Annotated in this window: 13 protein-coding genes; 9 read left to right on the forward strand and 4 right to left on the reverse strand. The window is 72.0% G+C overall.

Translation table 11 applies throughout. The annotated features are described in order from the left end of the window. Window positions 1–166: 166 nt before the first annotated feature. On the forward strand, window positions 167–1117 hold the full coding sequence (gene miaA, locus Pla133_RS10400; protein ID WP_145064879.1) for a tRNA (adenosine(37)-N6)-dimethylallyltransferase MiaA: 951 nt from the start codon (window positions 167–169) through the stop codon (window positions 1115–1117). A gap of 161 nt (window positions 1118–1278) precedes the next feature. Here the strand turns inward: miaA and Pla133_RS10405 are convergent, their stop codons facing one another. Further along, entirely contained in the window at window positions 1279–1632 is a 354-nt protein-coding gene (locus Pla133_RS10405; RefSeq protein WP_145064881.1) for a hypothetical protein, read from the reverse strand. Between the two features lie 381 nt (window positions 1633–2013). On the opposite strand from Pla133_RS10405, the gene Pla133_RS10410 reads away from it, so the two are divergent. Both Pla133_RS10410 and Pla133_RS10415 read left to right on the forward strand, forming a co-directional pair. Next, on the forward strand, window positions 2014–2733 hold the full coding sequence (locus Pla133_RS10410; RefSeq protein WP_419192341.1) for a nicotinate-nicotinamide nucleotide adenylyltransferase: 720 nt from the start codon (window positions 2014–2016) through the stop codon (window positions 2731–2733). Window positions 2734–2737: 4 nt separating this feature from the next. Continuing rightward, window positions 2738–3676, forward strand: coding sequence for a hypothetical protein (locus tag Pla133_RS10415; RefSeq protein ID WP_145064885.1), 939 nt, complete (start codon window positions 2738–2740; stop codon window positions 3674–3676). 12 nt (window positions 3677–3688) lie between these two features. On the opposite strand, the gene Pla133_RS10420 is transcribed toward Pla133_RS10415, so the two are convergent. The 3 genes from Pla133_RS10420 to Pla133_RS10430 all read right to left on the reverse strand — a co-directional run bounded on the left by Pla133_RS10420 (window position 3689) and on the right by Pla133_RS10430 (window position 8562). Continuing rightward, entirely contained in the window at window positions 3689–5524 is a 1836-nt protein-coding gene (locus Pla133_RS10420) for a M14 family metallopeptidase (protein WP_145064887.1), read from the reverse strand. Then, window positions 5521–7365, reverse strand: a complete 1845-nt coding sequence (locus tag Pla133_RS10425) for a M14 family zinc carboxypeptidase (RefSeq protein ID WP_145064889.1) — start codon at window positions 7363–7365, stop codon at window positions 5521–5523. The genes Pla133_RS10420 and Pla133_RS10425 overlap by 4 nt, the downstream gene beginning before the upstream one ends. Before the next feature lie 114 nt (window positions 7366–7479). Then, entirely contained in the window at window positions 7480–8562 is a 1083-nt protein-coding gene (locus Pla133_RS10430; RefSeq protein WP_145064891.1) for a peptidylprolyl isomerase, read from the reverse strand. Between the two features lie 237 nt (window positions 8563–8799). On the opposite strand from Pla133_RS10430, the gene Pla133_RS10435 reads away from it, so the two are divergent. The 6 genes from Pla133_RS10435 (at window position 8800) to smc (ending at window position 20055) form a co-directional block, all read left to right on the forward strand. After that, window positions 8800–9618, forward strand: a complete 819-nt coding sequence (locus tag Pla133_RS10435) for a metallophosphoesterase family protein (protein WP_419192342.1) — start codon at window positions 8800–8802, stop codon at window positions 9616–9618. Between the two features lie 76 nt (window positions 9619–9694). Next, window positions 9695–11728 (forward strand): membrane protein insertase YidC, encoded by a 2034-nt coding sequence (gene yidC, locus Pla133_RS10440; RefSeq protein WP_145064895.1) that lies wholly within the window; start codon window positions 9695–9697, stop codon window positions 11726–11728. Window positions 11729–11748: 20 nt separating this feature from the next. After that, the gene (locus Pla133_RS10445) at window positions 11749–13113 is read left to right on the forward strand and encodes a tRNA modification GTPase (protein WP_419192443.1); all 1365 of its coding nucleotides are present in this window, start codon (window positions 11749–11751) and stop codon (window positions 13111–13113) included. Between the two features lie 445 nt (window positions 13114–13558). After that, on the forward strand, window positions 13559–14038 hold the full coding sequence (gene nrdR / locus Pla133_RS10450; protein WP_145064899.1) for a transcriptional regulator NrdR: 480 nt from the start codon (window positions 13559–13561) through the stop codon (window positions 14036–14038). A gap of 6 nt (window positions 14039–14044) precedes the next feature. Beyond that, window positions 14045–16285 (forward strand): ATP cone domain-containing protein, encoded by a 2241-nt coding sequence (locus Pla133_RS10455; RefSeq protein ID WP_145064901.1) that lies wholly within the window; start codon window positions 14045–14047, stop codon window positions 16283–16285. 23 nt (window positions 16286–16308) lie between these two features. Further along, the gene (gene smc, locus Pla133_RS10460) at window positions 16309–20055 is read left to right on the forward strand and encodes a chromosome segregation protein SMC (RefSeq protein ID WP_145064903.1); all 3747 of its coding nucleotides are present in this window, start codon (window positions 16309–16311) and stop codon (window positions 20053–20055) included. The last annotated feature ends 359 nt before the right edge of the window (window positions 20056–20414 follow it).

Consider the following 20414-nt stretch of genomic DNA (forward strand, 5'->3'; position numbering starts at 1 on the left):
GATCCGAAATTCGGCGTCACTGGCCGGAGGTCCGATCGATGCTGGCTAGGCGCGCCGACGACGCGTATCCGCTGCGATACTCGGAGGAGGCGCTGGCGACGCCAGCGGCGATCGGAGCCCGGGAAGTGACGCCGAATTTCGGATCCAGGACACTAGCGTGTGTGCGATGAACGCAGCCGCTCACGACCTCCTCGACGGACTGCGCGTGGACGCGGTGGTGGGGCCTACCGCGGCCGGCAAGACCGCCCTCTCCCTCGAACTGGCCGAGCGACTGGGCGCCGAGATCGTCTCCTTGGATTCGATGCTGGTCTACCGAGGCCTGGACATCGGCACGGCCAAGCCCAGCGCGCTCGAGCGCGCACGCGTGCCTCACCACCTGATCGACCTGGTCGATCCGCCCGAGCGCTACGACGTCCAGCGCTACCTGGACGACGTGGCGCAGGTAGTGGGGGATCTACGCCAGCGCGGCCGGCGTGCGTTCTTCGTCGGCGGGACCGGCTTCTACCTCAAGGCCCTCTGCCACGGCCTCTTCGACGTGCCGCGACCCGATCCGCAGTTGCGCGCGGCCCTCGCCGCGCGGGCCGAGACCGAAGGCGCCGCGACGCTCCACGGGGAGCTCGCGCGGTTGGATCCGCCCTCGGCGGCGCGCATCCATCCCAACGACACAAGGCGCGTGCAACGTGCCCTGGAGGTCATCGAGCAGACCGGCACTCCCCTCTCACAGCTCCAGCGCCAGTGGCGTGACGAGCAGGGGGCGCGATCGGACGGCCGGCCCCGCAGGTTGGTCGGGCTCCAGCCCGCCCCGGAGGTGCTCGAGCGTCGGATCGTCGACCGGACGCGGAAGATGCTTGCCGCCGGCTGGATCGAAGAGGTCCGCGCGATCCTGGCCTCAGGTGGGTTCGGCGAGACGTCCGGTCAGGCCCTCGGCTACCCGCAGATCCAGGCCCACCTGCGCGGCGAGCTCGCGCGCGAGGACCTGGAGCCCGAGATTGCCGTGCGCACGCGCCAGTTCGCGCGGCGGCAACGCACCTGGTACCGCCACTTCGACGACATCGTGTGGTTGGATCCCGACGCCCCGCACGCCCTCGAGCGGGCCCTCGCGGTCATCGAACCCTGAGCGCGGTCCCGGCGCGCCGACATCGGATCCCTCCGCGCACTGGCGCCGAACGGGCCGGAGCCGCGCGGCCTTCAGGCTGCGCGGCTCCGTGCTTCTGTCAGCGTCTGGCTCGTACCCCGATGCCGGGTATCCGACTCCCGGGGCTCCGACTCCGCAGTCTCTCAGTCGAAGACGCGACGGGGAGCGTCGGCGCTCTCGACCTCGAACTCGGACACCTTCGGCGGCTTGGGCGCCTTGTGGGTCTTGTACGTCGTGCTCCCCTGGAAGGGGTTCTCGGCGTTGTAGTTCAGGAAGTGGCGCCCCAGGGTGGTCCCGATCGAGCTGAGGTCCTTGCCGACGTGGTGGGCCAGGCTGCCGTCTTCGGGGCCGCGGTAACCGGTCAGCTGGTAGCTGATGCGGCCGGGCACCGACGCCAGGTTCCAGTGGTCTTCCTGGATCTCGTGGGTCGCGGTGCAGCCACTCAGGCCCGCGAGGGCGCCGGCGGCGGCGATAGCGAGGACGGTCTTCGCGTTCATCGGTAGTCGGGGGTGGGGAAACCGCCGGCGGGGATTGCGGCAGGTGGTCGATCGACGGACAACGTAGCTACACACGCTCCGTCGACCGGTTACGCGGGGGAGCTGGGGAGCCCCGTCCGCGGGGCCAGAGTCTAGCCGCCATCCCTCACCAGGATCCACGCCCAGCACGCCCAATTGGCGGCCTGGGGCCGGCGCTTCTCGCCCGCCAATGGAACCTTGCCCGGGAACCCATCCTGAGCGGGGCTCGAACCCCGCCGGCCGGTGGGGCGGTCCGCAGGGCGCCGGCAGCGGACGAGTTGGACGCGCCGGATCCGGATCCTGGTGACCGATGGCGGCCGTGGTGCCCTGGGGGGTAGGGCCAGCGCGCTAACATCCCGCGCGGTGACGACCTGTAAACCTGACGACGGCCGTGGGGCCGAGGCCCTGGCGGCCTACGCCAGCCTCTCGAACCAGGCCCGCGCCGCCCGGCGTCTGGGCCTCTTCGGCGGGTCCTTTGATCCGGTCCACCAGGGGCACCTGGACGTGGGCAAGGCGGCCCGCGAGGCCCTCGGCCTGGACCACGTGGTGTTCGTCCCGGCGGCCCTCTCGCCCCACAAGACCGGCCTGCCGCCGGAGCCCGGGTCGGCGCGGGTTGAGCTCCTACGCCGGGCGCTGGGATCGGTCGAGACGGCCTCCTGGGCCTCGATCTGGACGGTCGAACTCCTGCGCCGGCCGCCGTCCTACACCGTCCTGACCCTCGACGACCTGGGCGCCGCCCGCCCCGGTGCTGGACAGCCATGGCTGATCCTGGGTGAGGACAACCTCGCCGGGCTGCCCTCCTGGCGACGGGTGGGGGAACTCCTGGAGCGGTCCCGGCCGATCGTGGTCCAGCGCAGCCCAGGCACCGATCTGGTTGCTGCGGTCGAGGCCCTGGAACTCGATCCGCAGGCCGTGTCCAGGCTGCTCGAGGGCATGGTACCCCTGGAGCTGCCCTCGCCCTACAGCTCGACCGCGGTGCGCGAGGCCTTGGAGCTCGGCCGCGACCCCGGTTCGGCCCTGCCCCCCGGGGTCTGGGATGCCATCGTCGAGCTGGGCCTGTATGGCCAGGCGCGGGGACGCTGACGCCGTGCTGATGTCGATCCTGCTCGTGGCTCTCCTGGGCGCCCTGGGAACGGCGCTTCTATCAGCCCTCGCTCCGCACCTCGGGTGGCTCGATCCGCGGCCGGGTTCGATCCCCATGGAGCGCAAGTCCCAGGTGATTCCGGCGGCGCCGGTAGGGGGGGTGGTCCTGGTCACGATCGCCGCGCTGGGCCTGCCCACGGCCCTCGCGACAGAGCTCACGCTGCCCCCGCTCGGCGGACTGACCGGCCCGTCGCTGATCGCGGTGCTGGCGGCCTTCGTCCTGGGCTCCCTCGACGACTGGCTGCCGACCGGACTCTCGCCCTGGTCCAAGGTCTTCGGCCAGTTCGCGGCGAGCCTGCCACTGCTGGTCGACGGAGGGCCCTGGACGGTGGTCGTCGCCCTGGTGGCCATGAACGCGGTCAACACCTTCGACAACAGCGACGGCGCGGCGGCTTCGTTCGGCGCAGTCGCCCTGCTCTTGCCCGGCCCGGCCGCCGCTGGCGCGCTGCTCGGGTTCCTGCCTTGGAATCTGCGGCGCGGCGGCCCGGTTCTGCCCAAGGCCTACCTCGGCGACGCGGGCAGCCACGCCGTGGGCATGCTGGTGGCCGTGCACCCCGCGGCGTGGCCGGCCCTGGCCCTGCCGGTCATGGACCTCCTGCGCGTGCTGCGGCTGCGACGCCTCGCCGGCCAAGCTCCTTGGGTGGGAGATCGGCGGCACCTGCCCCAGGCCCTGGAGCGCGCCGGGCTCGGCGGCCCCGCGCGCTGCGCACTGATCGCGGCGATCGCCGCGCCGGCGGCCCTGGCGTCGGCCATCGTCGCCGACTCGTCCATGACCGACTCCGGCGCCGCCAACTCGTTCGCGGCGGTGGTGGGCGTCGTCCTCACGGGCGCGGCCTTCCTCGGCCTGTGCGCGCTGATCGCGCGCCGGACCGAGGAGGCCTGAACCCGCCTGGCGTCAGTCGCCGAGGCTGAACTCGCGGCTGACGTCGACGATCTTCTCGCCGGTGTAGCGGACCTCGACCGGCCCGCTACCGCGCACGATCCAGCGCAGCTCGAGCTCGCCCTTGCCGTCGATACCGTCCTCGCGCACGACGCGCTCGGGCGAGTGTTCCACCAGATCGAGTCGCTCCGGCCGCCAACGGTCGGTACGTCGCCCGGCGGCGAGCACCTCGATGCCGGCGCCAGCGAACTCGATCACGTCCGGTAGACCGACGTGCTTCTGCGCGGCCATGGCCGAGCGCGTGGGGATCACGGCCTCGTTGCGGAAGCGCAGATCCACGGCCCAGATCCCGTCGCCCAGGTCGGTCAGCTCGGGTTCGTCGATCGTCACCCGCGGCATGGCCTCGGCGTGGCGAATGCAGAACAGTGCGTTGCGGTGCAGCTCCTCCTCGATCAGGAACGAGGGCGGAACGCGCCCCACGTCCTTCGCGAAGCCGCCGATCTCGACCTCGCCGTAGAGCGGGTGGTCGTAGGGCGTCCAGTCCGTGAAGCCCGCACCCATCAGCAGGGTGTCGTCGAAGAAGTGCCTGTCCTCGGTGGAGTTGCCGAGGCGCTCGTCGGGGCTGTTGCGCTCACCGGCCCAGAGTTCGTTGGTGAAGCTGATGATGCCCAGGCCTTCGTAGGTCCAGTTCACGAAGCCGCCGAAGACCGAGTACAGGTCGCGCCAGATGATCCAGTAGTTGTAGAAGGGCAGCATCTTTTCGCCGTCCGCGCCGAGGGCGTCGTACACGGCCACGTCCGAACGCGGGTAGTTGCCGTAGTCCTCGAAGCCCGGGCCGCGCAGGATCATCCCGCCCGAGTTGTGGAACGACTGGGCCGCGGCGATGTTGGGACGCGCTGCGATGTACTCGGCCACGCTGCGCGTCTCCGGCCAGAACAGCGGGTAGGCGCCCGCGCCGCCCTGGACGTGCTCCGGTTGCCAGCCGCTGGGCCAGGCGCGGTTCATGTCGTAGCCGCCCGCGTCGTCCTCGTTGGCGCGGCCGTCGCCGTCATCGTCGATGCCCTCGCGACCGAGCATCAGCCAGTCGCCCGGCTCCTCGTCCGGGCCCAAGCGCACCATGATGCGCGGATCATTCGGGTCCAGGCGGTAGTTCCCGCGCCCGGGCGCGAACTTCCGCATCGACGTGATGTTCCCGTCGCCGTCGAGATCGTTGGGCGGATCCTCGTCGAACAACCCGTCCAGGTCGTCGTCGGTCGGCAGCTGTCCCGAGCGGAACATGCTCGCCGTGGCCGGCCCCTCGAACCAGGCGCCGCGACCGTCGGGGTTGATCGACGGCATCAGGTGGAACGAGGCGCGCTCGAGCAAGGCGTGCACGCGCTCGTTGCTGTCACGGTTCTCGAGCAGGTACCAGGCGGTGTAGAGCACCGTCTCGGAGGCTTGGACCTCGTTGCCGTGCACGTTGCCATCGATCCACATGGTCGGCTTGGAGCTGACCTGGCCCGTGGCCGGGTCGTTCAGGGTCCAGACCCTCAAGGTGCGGCCCAGGCTGCTGGTGCCGATCACCTCGGCGCTCAAGAGGTTCGGCCAACGGGCGGCGAGGCGCGCGAAATGCGCGTCGATCTCGTCCGGCCCGTAGAGTCGGTTCCAGGGAATCTCGACCTGGGGTGCGCGACCGGCAGCCAAGCCGGGGAAGCCGGCGGGCCGGCTGTCTTGCGCCGCTGACACGGGGGCTCCTGCGGAGGCTCCGGCCGCGGGCGGCTCGTTCGCAGGCGGTGTGGAGTTCACCACCGGCAGAGCGGACGCGGGCCAGGCGAGGGCACCGATGGTGCTGAACAGTGCGGTAGCGATCATCGGGACTCACCTCGCGAGACGGTGGCTTGGGCGCTCGCGCTGCCCGCATGGGTGCTGACCAGGTCGGCGGAGAGGGTCGTGACGTCGGCGGCGCGCACGATCCAGCGTTCCTCGTGGCTCTCGCCGCTGGCCAGGGTCGGCACCACGTTGATCGGGTCGCCCGCGATCAGGCTGGTGCCCTCCGGCAGGCGCAGGAAGAGTCGAGTGGGGCGCTGGATCCGCGCGCGGCGGGCCGCGTCGGATGAACTCGGCAGCCAGCCGTCGTTGCGCACGCGCGCCTCGAGTTGCCACACGCCCGCGGACAGCTCGGTGGCCTCGAACTGTTCCAACACGAGTCGCGCCGGAGTGTCGGCGAGGCCGTAGAGGAACTCGAGCTGGCCACTCGCGATCTTCTCCCATTCGCCGCGCGGAGGCAGGGCCATGGCGGCGGGGGTGAAGCCGCCGATCTCCACCGGTCCGAGATCAGGGTGTTCGAACGCGGTCCAGTCGGCGAAGCGCCAGGCCTCGCCGGTGGCGTCGATCCAGGCCAGGCGACCGGCGTCGTCGCTGGGCTTGCCGGGGAGCTTGACCTCGTCCTCGGCCTGGCTTTCCGTCGGTGCGTCTTCGGCGTTCGCCTCGACAACAGCGTCGGCTTCGATGCCCGCTTCGGATTCCGCGTCCACTGCGGCCGGGACCTCGACGGCCGGGACTCCAGGGGCCGACCCGTTCGTCGATTCCTCGGCCGGCGCCGGTTCGCTGGCGCCGTCCTCCCTGGCGGCCTCCTCGGCCTTGGGTGCCTCGGTGGGCATCGTCCACGGGCGGGCCGAGAGGGTCCACAGGCCGCGGTGGTCGTAGGCCCAGCGTTGGAAGGTCCCCGCGCCGTCCGCATTGTCGGCCTGCTTCACGCCGGTCGCCTCGCGGTAGCGCTCGCCCAGTTTGGTCAGGTACTCGAGGTCCTCCTCGGTGGGCCCGCTGGCCGGCACGCGTCCGCTGCCGCGACCGGCGGCCTTGGGCGGGGAGACGAGCACGTCCTGGGCTCCCAGGGCGACGACGACGACGAGATCTTCGTGGGCGACGACGAAGTCGCACAGGGCGCGCACCGCCGGGTCCTGGGTGGCCCAACCGCCGGCGCGCGGCTCGTGTTCGGGCCAGTCGGCGGGGAAGTTGGCCTCGAACAGTCGGTCGCCGGCCGGATCCTCCGCGATCTTGCCGTCACCGTCGGAGTCGCGGGCCTCGCGCTCGAGGCGGAAGCTGTGGGGCAGGTCGGCCAGGACGTCGGCCTCGACGTTGGCGCGCGGGTCGTGGGGATCGGCGGTCCAGCCCCCGTCGGGGTCGGGCACACGCATCCACAGAATGCGGCCGTCGCCGTCCACGTCGGCCCAGGGGTCCTCGCCGCGCCGGCCGTCGCGGTCGTCGTCCACGTCCGGGCCGTCGCCCACGTGGCTGCCGAGGGGGCTGGCGGCGGCCCGCGCGAGGCCGTCGGGGTTCGGCGCCGGAAGCGAGTAGATCGTGTAGGCGTCGAGCAGGGCCAGCGCGCGTGCGTCACCCTTGGCGTGGGCGACGAGCAGGCGCTCGCTCAGCTCGAACACCAGGTTGGCCTCGAAGCTGCGCTCGTGCTCCAGCCCGCCGATCAAGAGCAGTGCCGGCTTGGACGGATCGAGGGGCGTGGGCGCGATCCGCAGGGCGTGGATCTCGCTCCCGGCGGCGGAGGTCCCGACCGGTACGCGCTGGGCCAGGCCGGGGTACTGACCCTCGAGCCGGACGAGGCCCTGGGCCAGGGCCTGGGGCTCGGCGAGCTCGAACGGAGGGCCCTGCACGGGAGCCGTGATGGGCGCCCAGAGACTGAGGGTCAGGAGCAGCATGGGGGGATGGTTGGGGTTGGCTCCGTGCGCGCCAGGGGCGGCGCGCGGCGCGCGGGGGGATGCGGGCGTGATCGATGCGGCCCGCACGGGGGCGGAGGTCCGCCTCGGTCTCGATCAGTAGGTGCGGATCACCGCTTCGCCGAACAGGCGTGCGCGCAGGTCGCCGCGCTCTTTCCAGGAGGCCGGCTCGTCGGCCAGGGTCGACCTCAGCTCTTCGCGCACGTCGTCCAGGGACGTCGCCGTGCGCTCGGTGACTTCGATCAGGTGCAGCCCGGCGGTCGTCGCCACGGGCCCGGTGGGCACGCCGACCTGCGCGGCGCGCACGGCCGCGGCCATGGGCTCGCCGTAGCGGCGGTAGTTGTAGCCGGGGATCATTCCGCCGTTCTGCTGCACGGACAGGTCGTGGCTGTTGGCACGCGCCAGGGCCTCGAAGTCGGCCCCCGAGCGCAGTTGCTCGAGCAGCGAGGCGGCCTTCGACGCGAGGGCCGCCTCGACCTGCGCGGTGCCCAGGCTCGCCGGGTCGGCGCCCGAGCGAATCATGTCGGCCTTCAGGCGCGCCCGGTTCAGGAAGATGTGCCGGACCTCGACGCGCACGCCGTCGACCCCGAAGTCGCGCTCGAAGCGCTCGCGGATCATGTCCTCGGTGACCTCCCGCAGGACCAGGGCCTCGCGCGTCTCGAGCAGCGTGATGTGCTCCTTGACGCGCAGGGAGCGCCGGTAGGACTCGCTGGTGTAGCCGGCCTCGCCCAGCTCCGCCTCCAGGGCCTCCAGTCGACCCTGGTGGCGCACGGCGAGCAGTTGGTCGTAGACCGCCTGGACCGCGGCGTCGACCTCGGCCTCGGTGACCTCGATCGAGAGGGCGGCGGCCTCGCGCTCGAGCAGGCGCAGGTAGACGAGCTCCTCGAGGGGGCGTCGGCCGTAGATCTCCAGCAGGTAGGTCTTGTACTCGTCGAGGGTGATCGCGATCTCGTCGTCGATCAGCGCCGCGATGCCGTCGGGGGCCGGGACGGCCTCCGGTCGGGTCGAGCCCAGGGCCTCGTCGGCCACGGGGCCGACCTGGACCGAGCCCTCGGACGGCGGGGCGGTGGACTCCTGGGCGCGGGCGGCGCCGGGTCCGGCCAAGTGGCAGCTCGAGAGTGCAGCGCCGACGGTGGCCAGGGAGGTGATCAGAAGGGAGCGGAAGATCGTGCGGCGCATCGGTGTCGCGGTTGGCGGTCGGCTGGGTGGCGGGGCGCGTGGAGAACGGTCGTGGGGGGGCCGGGGCGCCCCTCGGAGGCGCGGCCAGGCGCCCCGGCGGGCGGCCCATGGTAGGGCGAGAGGCGGACGGGCGTCCCCGCGGCCTTGCCCCCGCCAGGGCCCGTCCGGATACTCGTCGCCTCACTTCGCCGGGGGGCGCGCGCGTCCCTGGGCCGATTCGGGCATCCCCTGGCTCCCGTGGACTATCCCCTCACCGCGATCATCTCCGACCTCCACAGCAATCTGCAGGCTTTGGAGACCGCGGTCGCCGACGCCCTCGGGCGCGGTGTCAGGCGGTTCGTTTGCCTGGGCGACATGATCGGCTACGGCGCCGATCCGGTGCCCTGCCTCGAGCGCGTGGTGGCCCTGACTTCCGGCGCGCCCGGGGCCGGTGGGGCGACCGAGCTGGTCCCCGGGCTGTGCTTGATGGGCAACCACGAGTACGCACTGATGAACTCCGCCGAGGACTTCAACCCGCGTGCCCGTGCCGCGATCGAGTGGACCCGTGCCGCGATCCGCGCCGGGCGCGACGGCGCCGGAGACGGTTCCGACTTCCTGTGGGACTTCCTCGGATCGCTCGAGCCCTCGGCCTGCGACGGTCCGGCCATGTTCGCCCACGGATCCCCGCGCGATCCGGTGCGCGAGTACGTGATCCCCAGCGACGCGCGCAATCCGCAGAAGCTGGAGGCCATGTTCGAGGCCTGCCTGCGACCGGTGTGCTTCGTGGGCCACAGCCACGTACCGGCGGTCTACTACGAGGACCAGCGCTTCTATCGCCCGCGCGACACCGAGGGGCCCTACGACCTGACCGTCTCCGACTCGATGCGGGCGATCGTCAACGTGGGGTCCGTCGGTCAACCTCGCGACGGCGACTCTCGCCTCTCCTACGTGCTGTTCGACGGGACGCGCGTGACCTTCGTTCGGCTGGCCTACGACGTGGAGCGCGCGCAAGCGGCGATTCGCAACGTGGGTGAGCTACCGGACGACCTCGCCGACCGACTCGCCTTGGGGCGTTGAGCGGCCCAGCGCCGCGACCCCACCTCGACCACCGCGCGCCCCGGGCGCCCGTCCCCTCCGACTCCCTCCAACTTTCGTGGAAAAGCGACTCCCGCTCGCGATCATCCTCTCGCTGCTGGTTCTGGTCCTGTGGCAGGTGATCAATCCGCCTCCGGTGGACAACTCCGGCTCGCGCGACGTCCAGACGGCGGTCGGCGGTGCCGAGCGCCCCGATGAGAACGCGAACAGCGCGCCAGGACCCGACGCTCCCGCGCCAGCCCCGAGCATGGGGACGGCCGAGGTCGAGGAGCCGCTGATCGCGGACTCCAAGCCGCGCGACCTGACGATCGAATTCGGTCGTCGCGGCGAGGTCGGCCACTTCCGCGCGACCTTCGAGAACCGGGGCGCGCAGCTCATCGACCTGCGCACCGGAACCTTCTATCGGCGCGTGGGGCTGACCGAAGAGGAGCGCGCGCGGCCCGAGAACTGGCTGCGTCTGATCGAGCCCTTCGAAGCCCTGAAGCCCACGGCCGCGCGGGGCGCCTTCGCCCTCGACGGCTTCGTCTCCGGCGAAGACATCACGCCCCGGCGCCTGTCGGAAGTGCTGTGGGAGATGAGCGAGCTGAAGGACTCCGATGGGACCGTACGCGGGGTCGAGTTCCGCTACGCCGGCAGCAACGGGGTGCTGTTCACCAAGCGCGTGGAGGCCGTGCCGGGGACCTGGGACCTGGGCCTGAGTCTGTCGATCCAGAGCCCCGAGATCCTTCCGGAAGACATCGCGCCGGGTCCGCGCAGCTTCGCGATGGTCGCCTCGGGCACCATCGGCGTGGAGGTCGTCGACAGTTTCTACAAGCAGCCCAAGGCCATGGCCGTGGGCCCGGTCAGTGGTCGCGACTACAAGCTCGACAGCCAGATCGCCGAGCTGGACCCGCGCAAGTCCTCCGGGGTCCTGGACGCCATCGGCCCCCTGGCCCTGGTGGGCGGGCACAACAAGTACTTCGCCGTGCTGCTGCGGGGACTCGACGACCAGGGGAAGGGCTCGATCGGGACCGCGACCTGGCGCATCTTGGCCGGCTTCGGCCCCCTGGATCCCGACCACCTGGCGGGCACCGACCCCAGCGCTTCCCTGGCGCCGCAGATCGAGCCCTACATCGTCGCCGAGGCACACCTGGATCTGGCCCTGCCCGAGCCTGGTCGGGTGGAGACCTGGAACTACCGGCTGTACGCGGGGCCGAAGGACCACAGCGGCTTCGTAGCGGCGTCGCCCGCGCACCGCGAGGTGCTCGACTCCGACCTGAACTGGTTCAGCGGCATCGGCAACTTCCTGATCGACGTGCTCGGTGTGCTGGAGCGCTTCACAGGCAACTGGGGGGTGGCGATCATCCTGTTGACCTTCTGTATCCGCCTGCTGCTGTTCCCGCTCAACCGGCGGTCACAGACGGCGATGGCGCGCTACCAGAAGAAGATGCAGCGCGTGCAGCCCAAGCTGACCGAGATCAAGGAGAAGTACGCCGACGATCTCCAGAAGCAGCGCGAAGCCCAGGCGCGGATCATGCAGGAAGAGGGCGCCTTCCCGCCCCTCGGCGGTTGCTTGCCGATCTTCCTGCAGATGCCGGTCTTCTTCGGACTGTTCGCGGCGTTGCGTACGAGCTTCGACCTGCGCCACGCGGGCTTCGCCGGTTGGATCCAGGACTTGTCACGCCCCGACCAGTTGCTCTATTTGGGCTGGAATGTGCCGTTCATCGACCTGGAGTACCTGAACCTCCTGCCCCCGTTGATGGTCGTGCTGTGGATTTGGCAGCAGCGCACCATGCCCCAGCCCACTGACGAGCAGGCCAAGAAGATGCAGCGCATCATGCTGTTCATGCCGGTGGTGATGGGCGTGTTCCTCTACAACTACGCCGCCGGCCTGTCGCTCTACATGATGACCCAGTCCGGACTGGGTGTCTTCGAGCAGAAGGTGATCAAGAAGCTCTGGCCCGTCGACGACACGGAGCCGGAGAAGAAGAAGTCGGGCTGCGCGCCGATGGCGGCCATGATGGAGCGGGCTGCGGAGCAGCAACGGCTGCAGCAGAAGAAGCTCGAGCAGTCCAAGCGCCAGCAGTCCGGTTCCAAGAAGAAGAAGCGCTGAACGCCGACACGATCGTCGCCATCGCCTCGCCGCCGGGCCGAGCCCTGCGCGGGATCCTGCGTGTCTCGGGGCCGCGCGCGCGGGCGCTCGTCGAGCCGCGTTGCGACCTCGAGGACGGTTGGCCGCAGGGCCGCGCCGCGCGCAGGGGGCGCTTCGACGACGGCGGTGGCAGCCAGCCGCTGCTGCTTCTGTGGATGCCCGGGCCGGCCAGCTACACCCGCGAGGACGTGTGCGAGCTGCACCTGCCGGGCAGTGTGCCGCTGCTCGAGCGGGCCCTCGACGCACTCCTGCGCGCGGGGGCCCGGCGCGCGGAGCCGGGCGAGTTCACGCGCCGCGCCTTCCACTCCGGCCGCCTGGACCTGACCCGCGCCGAGGGCGTGCTCGAGTTGGTGCGCGCCCGCAGCGAGGACGAGCGGCGGGCGGCGACGGCCCTGCTCGGCGGCGGCTTGGGCGAGCGCGTGGCGAGCCTGCGCGACAACCTCGACGGCCTGCGCGCCCTGTGCGAGGCCAGCCTGGACTTCGACGAGAGCGACACCGGCCACGTGGACGTCGAGGAGCTGCTGGCCGTCGGGGAGCGGGCGCGTGGCGCCCTGACCGAAGCCCTGGGCTGGGAGCAGGCACGCCCGCCGCGTGCCGGGCTGCCCCGAGTCGCCCTGGTGGGGGCGCCCAACGCCGGCAAGAGCTCCCTGTTCAACCGTCTCGGTCGCGGCGCCGCCGCCATCGTGAGCGACCTCGCGGGCACGACCCGCGACGCCCTGCAGGCCCGTTGGGGGCTGGACCCCGACGGCGGGGGCGATGTGGAGCTCCTCGACCTGGCCGGCCTCGACCGCCGCGACGCCCGTGGCGAGGACCCCGTCCCGCGCGGGGCCCAGGACCTCGCGCGCCGGTTCGTGGCTTCGGCCGACCTCGTGCTGTGGGTCGTGGACGGCTCCCGGGCCGACGCCGGCGGCCTGGCCGCGGAGTCCGAGGACCTCCCGGTGGGGGCCGACGTGTTGGTGGTCTGGAACCAGATCGATCGGATCGACGGCGCGGCCGAGCCCGCTCCGGCCCTGGCCGCAGTCCTGGGCCCCCGGCCACGGGTGGCCGTCTCGGCTGCTACCGGGGTCGGGATCGAGGCGCTGCGCGAGGCGGCACGGCGGGCGGTCGCCTCGCGGCCCCCGGCGGGATCCCTGGCCCGCGAGTTGGCCGGGCGGCACCGGATCGCCCTGGAGCGGGGTCTGGAGGCTTTGGGAGATGCGTTGGCCCTGCTCGAGGCGGGCGGCGAACTCGACCTGGTGGCCGGCGAGATGCGTCGCGCGGTCGCTGCCCTGGACGAGATCAGCGGTCGCACGAGCCCCGAGGACCTGCTCGACCGGATCTTCGCCCGCTTCTGCATCGGCAAGTGACCGGGGCCTGGCGCGCCCTGGTGCCGCCGACCCGGGACACAACTGCATGTTGGGTTCCAAGGCGGGTCGGCCCGATTGACACACAATATCTGGAGTGGTCTCCTAACTCTCGACGGTGCCCTCGAGACCCCCCGCCCGCCGCGGGGGACGACCCCGAGCCCCCCGATCCCGACCCTCCCGCCGCGCGCGTCGCGGCGCCTTGGGTTGGGTGTCGCCGGGCCTGGGCCGCTGACCCAAGGAGCACCCTTCCACGTGGCCGACCCCCCGGCCCACCTGGCTCGACCCCTCCCCGGCGCCCGCGTGGCACCGGCGTCCGTGACCCCGCTGGGGTCGCCTCGGGCGGTCGATCGGGCGGGCGGGGCAAGCAGGTCCGCGTTGGGTGGGGAGCATTCGCGGTGCAGGCGGCGAACGGTCGTCCGAGGCGCGCAACCCGTCGCAGCCATCGATGAAGTGCCCGCGCTGTGGAGCCAACAAGGACCGGGTGGTCGACTCGCGAGAGTCGGCCGAAGGAACGGTCATTCGTAGGCGCCGCGAATGCCTGAGCTGCTTCCTGCGCTTCACGACCTACGAGCGCATCGAGACCACGCCCCTGCGAGTGGTCAAGAAGAACGGCGAGCGCATGCGCTTCGACCGTGAGCGGATCCTGGCTGGGATGGTGCGGGCCTGCGAGAAGCTGAGCGTGCCGATCGAGGTGCTCGAGGAGGCCACCAGTCGGATCGAGGCCCACTGCCAGGAGGAGTACGACCGCGAGGTGCCCAGCGCGGTGATCGGCAACCTGGTGATGGACGAGCTCAAGCGCGTGGACCACGTGGCCTACGTGCGCTTCGCCAGCGTCTACCGCGAGTTCAAGGACGTGTCACAGTTCCTCGACGAGCTGCGCCCGATCCTCGACGTGCGGCGCGCGGCCGAGGAGGCCGGGGAGTGAGCCGCCATGGTTGATCGACGTGACCAGGAACGGCCCGAGCCCCTGCGTTTCGTGCGCAAGCGCGATGGGCGTGTCGTGGGTTTCGACCGCGGCAAAATCTCGGACGCCGTCCGGCGCGCGACGAGCGCGGCGGGCGAGGAGGACGCGGCCTTCGCCGACGACGTGGCGGCCGTGGTCGAGATGGCCCTGGCGCGCGGCGCCGGCCGCCAGGCGAACGGCGACGAGCACCGCATGGGTTCGGACGGCCCCCCGGTTCCGGAGATCGAGGCGATCCAGGACTGCGTCGAGCGCGCCCTGATCGAACTCGGCCGCGCCGCTGTGGCCAAGGCCTACATCCTCTATCGCGACCGACGCGCCCGCGCCCGCGAGGCCCTACGGGTGCGGCCGCCGACGAATGCCGCCCACGATGTCGAGGTGCTCGAGGCCGACCGCACCGCGGCCTGGAGCAAGTCGCGCATCGCGGCCGCGCTTGTGACCGAAGCCGAGTTGCCCCGCGACGTGGCCGAGACCGTCGCTACGCGGGTGGAAGAACGCGTCTTCGCGGCGGGTCTGGAGTCCATCTCCACGAGCCTGATCCGCGCCCTGGTCGACAACGAGCTGGTCGACCTGGGCCTGACCGCGGCCCTCGAACGCCAGGAGCCGGTGTCCCTGCCGCGCCACGACCTGCGCCTGTTGTTCGGCGGCGAGGGCGAGCGGTGTTGGTCCCCCTGGCTCGACCTGCGCGAGCGCGGCGACACCGGCCCGCCCGAGGCCCTCGAGCGCTCCGACCTGGAGCGCGCCCTGGCTGGCGAGGCCCTGCGGCGCTTCGCCCTGCGCGACGTGCTCGACGCGCGCGGTCGCGAGTTGCACCTGGGCGGCGACATGCACGTGGAGGACCTGCGCTCGCCGCACCTCTACCTGACCCTCGGCATCCCGGCCGAACTGGCCGCGGCCGGCAGCGCGGGATCCGACGGTCCCTTCGGCCTGCTCGCGTCCCTGCCCTCGCTCCTGGCCAGCACCGCCCGCGGCATCGCCCTGGAGGACACCGGCGCCCTGCTCGGAGACCTGGCCCGCGCCACTCGGCCGCGCTCGCCCCTGGGTCTGGGCGGCTGGCTGCGGGCCGTCGCTGCGGTGGCCGAGGCCTCCGGTCGGCGCGTCGACGTGCACTCGCCCGGAACGCGCCACGCCGCCGCGCGCGCGCGGCTGCTCGAGGAGTGGGTCGAACTGGACCAGGCGCCCCTCTCGCCGCGACTCCTCCTGGACGAGTCCGAGGTCGCCGAGTTGGCCGCCTCGTCGTCGGGGGAGCGCGCGCGCCTGTTGCGCCTGCTCGAGTCCGGCCGCGCCGTGGCCACCTTCGGTCGCGAGGGCGAGCAGTTCGCGGCCCCCGGTTGCCGCCGCCAGGCGCGCGAGCGTGGGCTGGTGGCCTGTGGCGGCGCGGTGGCCATCAACTTGCCGCGCCTGGCCCGGGCCGCCGGCCCCTGGCGCGAGGAGCGCATGATGGAGGACCTCTTCGGCCTTCTGTCCTGCGCCGTCGAGACCTGCCGCGCCCTGCAACGCTTCCAGAATTCCGCCGCCTCCGCGCGACCCCTGACCCTGCGTCCGCGCGTCGGCTACGCTCTGGTGCCGGTGGGCCTGCGCGAAGCACTGCGGGTGCTCGGCGACGGTCAGGTCGACGCCGAACAGGGCGCGCGCTTGCTCGGATTGATGGTCGAGGCCGCCAGTCGTTTCCCCGGACCCGGCGCGCCGGCGATGGTGGTCAGCCCCTTCTTCGGCGAGCGCGCGCGCCTGCGGTTGTTCGGCCTGGACGTGGAACGCAGCGGCGCGCCCGGCGTGCGCCAGGGCCTGCTGTTCGACGGCGCGGCCGACGTGCCCGGCGCAGACTGGGCCGAGGGTGCCGGACGGCGTCCCTACGGGCTGGGCTACGCCCTCGCGGTGCGCGGGCGACTGCGACCGGGCGAGGGTGAGGCGGAGCTGATGCGAACCCTGCCCAGTGGCGCGCTCTACCCCGCGCTCCCGGCGTCGGTCGACGAGCCCACGGCCCACGACCGCTTCCTGGCCGCTCGCGAGCGCCAGCGGGGCGTCGACCCGGGCGAGCTGTTGCCGCTGGAGGGCGAGCGTGCGCGGCTGCGGCTGCTCGGCGACGACGAACGCCTGGCCGAGGTGGTCGCCGCAGTGAGCGGAGCGCGTGACAACGATGCGACCAAGGTCGCCCCGAGTAGCGTCGGGATCGAGCAGGCGAAGACAGAGGATCCCCGCGAAGACCGCTGAGGAGCGGCGGGAACACAAGGAACATGCGTCTCAAACGACTCGAACTGTTCGGCTTCAAGTCCTTCGCGGACCGCACCGTGCTCGATTTTCCCCATGCCTTCACGGGCATCGTGGGGCCCAACGGCTGCGGTAAAAGCAACGTCGTGGACGCCGTGCGTTGGGTGTTGGGCGAGACGCGCCCGACGTCCATGCGCGGCGGCGAGATGACCGACGTGATCTTCAAGGGCTCGACCTCGCGCCCGGCGGTGTCGGTGGCAGAGGTCACGCTGGTCGTCGACAACACCTGCGGCACGATCCCGGCCCACGGGGCCGAGGTCGCCGTGACGCGGCGCGTGTTCCGCTCCGGCGAGGGCGAGTACGAGATCGACGGCAGCCGCGTGCGGCTCAAGGACGTGCGCGACCTCTTGTTCGACACGGGTCTGGGCAGTCGCGGCTACTCGGTGCTCGAGCAGGGCAAGATCGACGCGGTCCTGTCCGCCAACCCCCACGATCGCCGCGCGATCTTCGAGGAGGCGGCGGGCGTCAGCCGCTTCCGCCAGCGCCGCAAGGAGACCGAGAGTCGCCTCAAGCGCGTAGACCAGGACCTGGAGCGTCTGGACGACGTGGTCGGCGAGCTCGAGTCGCGGGTGCGCTCGCTCAAGGTCCAGGCCGGCCGCGCGCGGACTTGGGTCGAGGTGCGCGACGAGTGGCGCGAGCGCGGGGTCAAGTTGGCCCAGCACCAGCTCTTGACCCTCGACGGCGCCCTGTCGACCACGGACGAGGAGCTGCTCGAGGTCGACGCGGTGCTCGCGGGCCTGCGTGAGCAGCGCGAGAGCGCCGAGCACGACCTGGCCGAGCGCGAGGCCGAGCAGGCGCAGCTCGCCGGGCGGGTGGACGAGGCGGGAGCAGCCCTGAGCGAGGTCTCGGGCGAGCTCCTGACCCTCGACGAGCGCTCGCGGCAGCTCTCCGCGCGGGTCGACGCCTGGCGCGCCACGGCCGAGGCCGAGGCCCGTCGGGTGGACGAGTTGGGTGAGCGACTGGGCCTGCGTGGGGCCGAGCTCGAGGCCGCCCGGGCCGAACGCGAGCAGGCGACCAGCGACGCCGAGCGGGCGGAGTCGGCCCTCGAGGAGCTCGGTGGAGCCTTCCGTGAGGCGGCCCGTCGCTACCGCGAGGCGCGTCACCAGAGCGAAGAACAGTCCAAGCGCGTCAACGGACTGATCCACGACAAGGCCTCGGCCTACAACGCTGCGCGCCAGCTCGAGTCTTCCCTGGGTCCGCTCACCGAACGGGCCGAGCGCGCGGAAGTGCGCTTGACCGAGCTGCGCGAGCGGCTGGCGGCGGCGCGCCAGGAGTGGACCTCCGCCGAGGGCGCCCTGGCCGAGGCCGAGGGCGCGTGCACGGCGGCCCAGGAAGAGCACGCGGAGCTGACCGCCGGTCTGCAGCGCCTGCGCGAGACCGAATCGGGCTGCAAGGAGGAGCGCCGCCGGATCGAGGTCGAGCGCGCCGCCCTGCGCAGCCGCGTGGAGGCCCTGCTCGACTGGGAGCGCGAGCGCGAGAGTCTCGACGCGGGCGCGCGCAGCCTGCTCGAAGGCCAGGGGCCGATCGACGCAGACGTTCTCGGGGGCCTGTTGGCCGACCACGTACACACGACACCCGAGTACGCCCGCGCCCTGGACGCGGCCCTGGGTCTGTCGGCCGAGGCGATCGTGTTGCAGGACGAGTCGGAGGCTGCCGCAATCGGCGCCTGGCTCAAGGAACGCGAGATCGGCCAGGCACGCCTGGTCGTGCCCGGTGGCCTGAACCGCGGCAATTGCGAGCCGGTCATCCCGGAGGTCTCGATCGACCTGCGCGAGCACGTGCACGGGCTCTTGCTCGAGCACGTGCGCGTCTCGACCGAGCTGATCCCGGTGGCGCACCTGCTCCTGTGCGACTGCATCCTGGTCAGCGACCTCGAGTCCGCCCTGGCGTTGACCGAGGAGCTGCCCGGCTGGCGCTTGGTGACGCCCGAGGGCGATCTGGTCGACGCCACGGGAGTGCTCGCCGGCTACCGCGAGGTGCAGCAGGGCGCCGTGGGGCGCCGCGCCCAGGCGGCCGAGCTGGAGTCGGAGGCCGCGGCCTTGGACACCCGCCTGGACGAGCTGGCGGTTGAAGAGGAGCGTGCGCGCGCCGAGCGCGAGGCTCTGGAGGTTCGCCTGACCGCCGCCGCCGAGGCGGTCGAGCGCGCCCGCGCGGCCTACGCGTCGGCGACCAGCAGGCTGCGGACCGCCGAGGTTCGCACCGGGGACGCGGAGCGCGGTCTGGGTGACGCCGAGGCGGAGTCGGTGGGGCTGATCGACGAGCGCGCGCGCGCCGAGGAGCGGCTGGTCGAGCTGCGGCGCGAGCACGAGCACGCCGAGCGCGCCTTCGAGTTGGAGAACAGTCGACTCGAGGAGCTCGAGAAGAGTCGTCACGCGATCGAGGCCGAGCGTGACGAGACCGGCCGCGAGGAGCACCGCGCGCGGGTCGAGATGACCCGTGCCCGCGAGCAGGCCCAGGCCCTCGAACGGCGCCTGTCCGACCTCGGGCGCGTGGTCGAAGAGCTGCAGCTCGAGATCGAGCGGGCCCGGCGCCTGGCGCGCGAGAACGAGAGCCAGGCCGAGGAGGGCGGCGAGGAGTCCCAGGCCATCGGCGCGCGGCGGGCGGAGCTCGAGATCGAGCGCAGCGCCGCGGCGGAGGAACTCGAGCGTCGCCGCAACGAGGAGCGCTCCGGTCGCGAGCGGATCGACACGCTGCGGCGCGGTGCCGACGTGGTCACGCGCGAGCTGGAGGGCCTGATGGCCCGGCGAGGCGAGCGGCAGCTCGACCGCCAGCGGGCGGAGCTGTCGCGCGAGGAGCTGCTGCGGCGCTCCGAGGACGACTTCAAGTTGGACGCGGAGGCCCTGCGTGAGGACTTCGAGCCCAGCCCCGAGTTGCTCGAGGCGGAGCACCTCGAGGCCCTGGAGGTCGACGTGCTCGAGCTCAAGCGCAAGCTGGATCGACTCGGGCCGGTCAACCTCGAGGCGGTCGAAGAGCTCGAGGGCGTCGCCGAGCGACTGGAGTTCCTGACCACCCAGCGCTCCGACCTGATCGAGGCCAAGTCCGAGCTGGTCAGCACCCTCGAGACGATCAACTCCGAGAGCGAGCGCCTGTTCCTCGAGGCCTTCGAGGAGATCCGCGGCCACTTCCGCACGATCTTCCGTCAGCTCTTCGGCGGCGGTAAGGCCGACGTCGAGCTGGCCGAGGGCGAGCCGGTGCTGGAGGCGGGGATCGAGATCACCGCGCGTCCGCCCGGCCGCGAGACCCTGCCGATCGGCCTGCTCTCCGGTGGCCAGCGCACGATGACGGCCCTCGCACTGCTGTTTGCGGTGTTCAAGTCCCGCCCGAGCCCCTTCTGTGTGCTCGACGAGGTCGACGCCGCCCTCGACGACGCCAACGTGGGCCGCTTCCTGTCGATGCTCGACGGCTTCGTGGCGGACACCCAGTTCATCGTGGTGACCCACAACAAGGGCACCATGGCCGCCAGCGACATGCTCTACGGCGTGACCATGGAAACCAAGGGCGTCTCGCGCAACGTCTCCGTCGAGCTGTCCGACGTGGACAACTTCGTGCCCGAGGCCATCGGTGATGCCCGCGCCGCGGCCCAGAGCCACGCGGACACCTCCGCCGCCGCAGCCCAGGTGGGGGACGAGGACGCGGACGACGAGCCGGTGGTGGAGCTCGCGCCGCACGAACCGACGAGGGTCGACGTGCCCGAGAAGGTCGAGTCCCGCTAGGACTCGAATCGCGGGGTCCATCGGTCAGCGGGGCTTCTGGAGGGTCGTACGGTGCCGCGACCAATTGGCCCGTGCGGGTCGTACGGTGCCGCGGCACCAGAAGCCCCGCCGACGCTTGACCCCGCCGGCGTTCAGACCCCGTAACGCCCGTCACCTGCCGGTCATCCACCTGGGGACCTTCCGGCAGGGGCGAGTCGGAAAGGAGTTCGCACTTCGGGACGTTCCGGCTTCCCAACCGTGGAGCGGGTTTGCCTGTGCGAGTCCCGTCTCGAGCGCAGCAGCCCCACGCCACCTCAAGGCGCCGACGCGGTCATCCGAAACCGCAGAGGACGCCTTCAATACTCCCCGCGCGTGGGTGG

Source organism: Engelhardtia mirabilis, from assembly GCF_007748095.1.
Classification (GTDB): Bacteria; Planctomycetota; UBA1135; order UBA1135.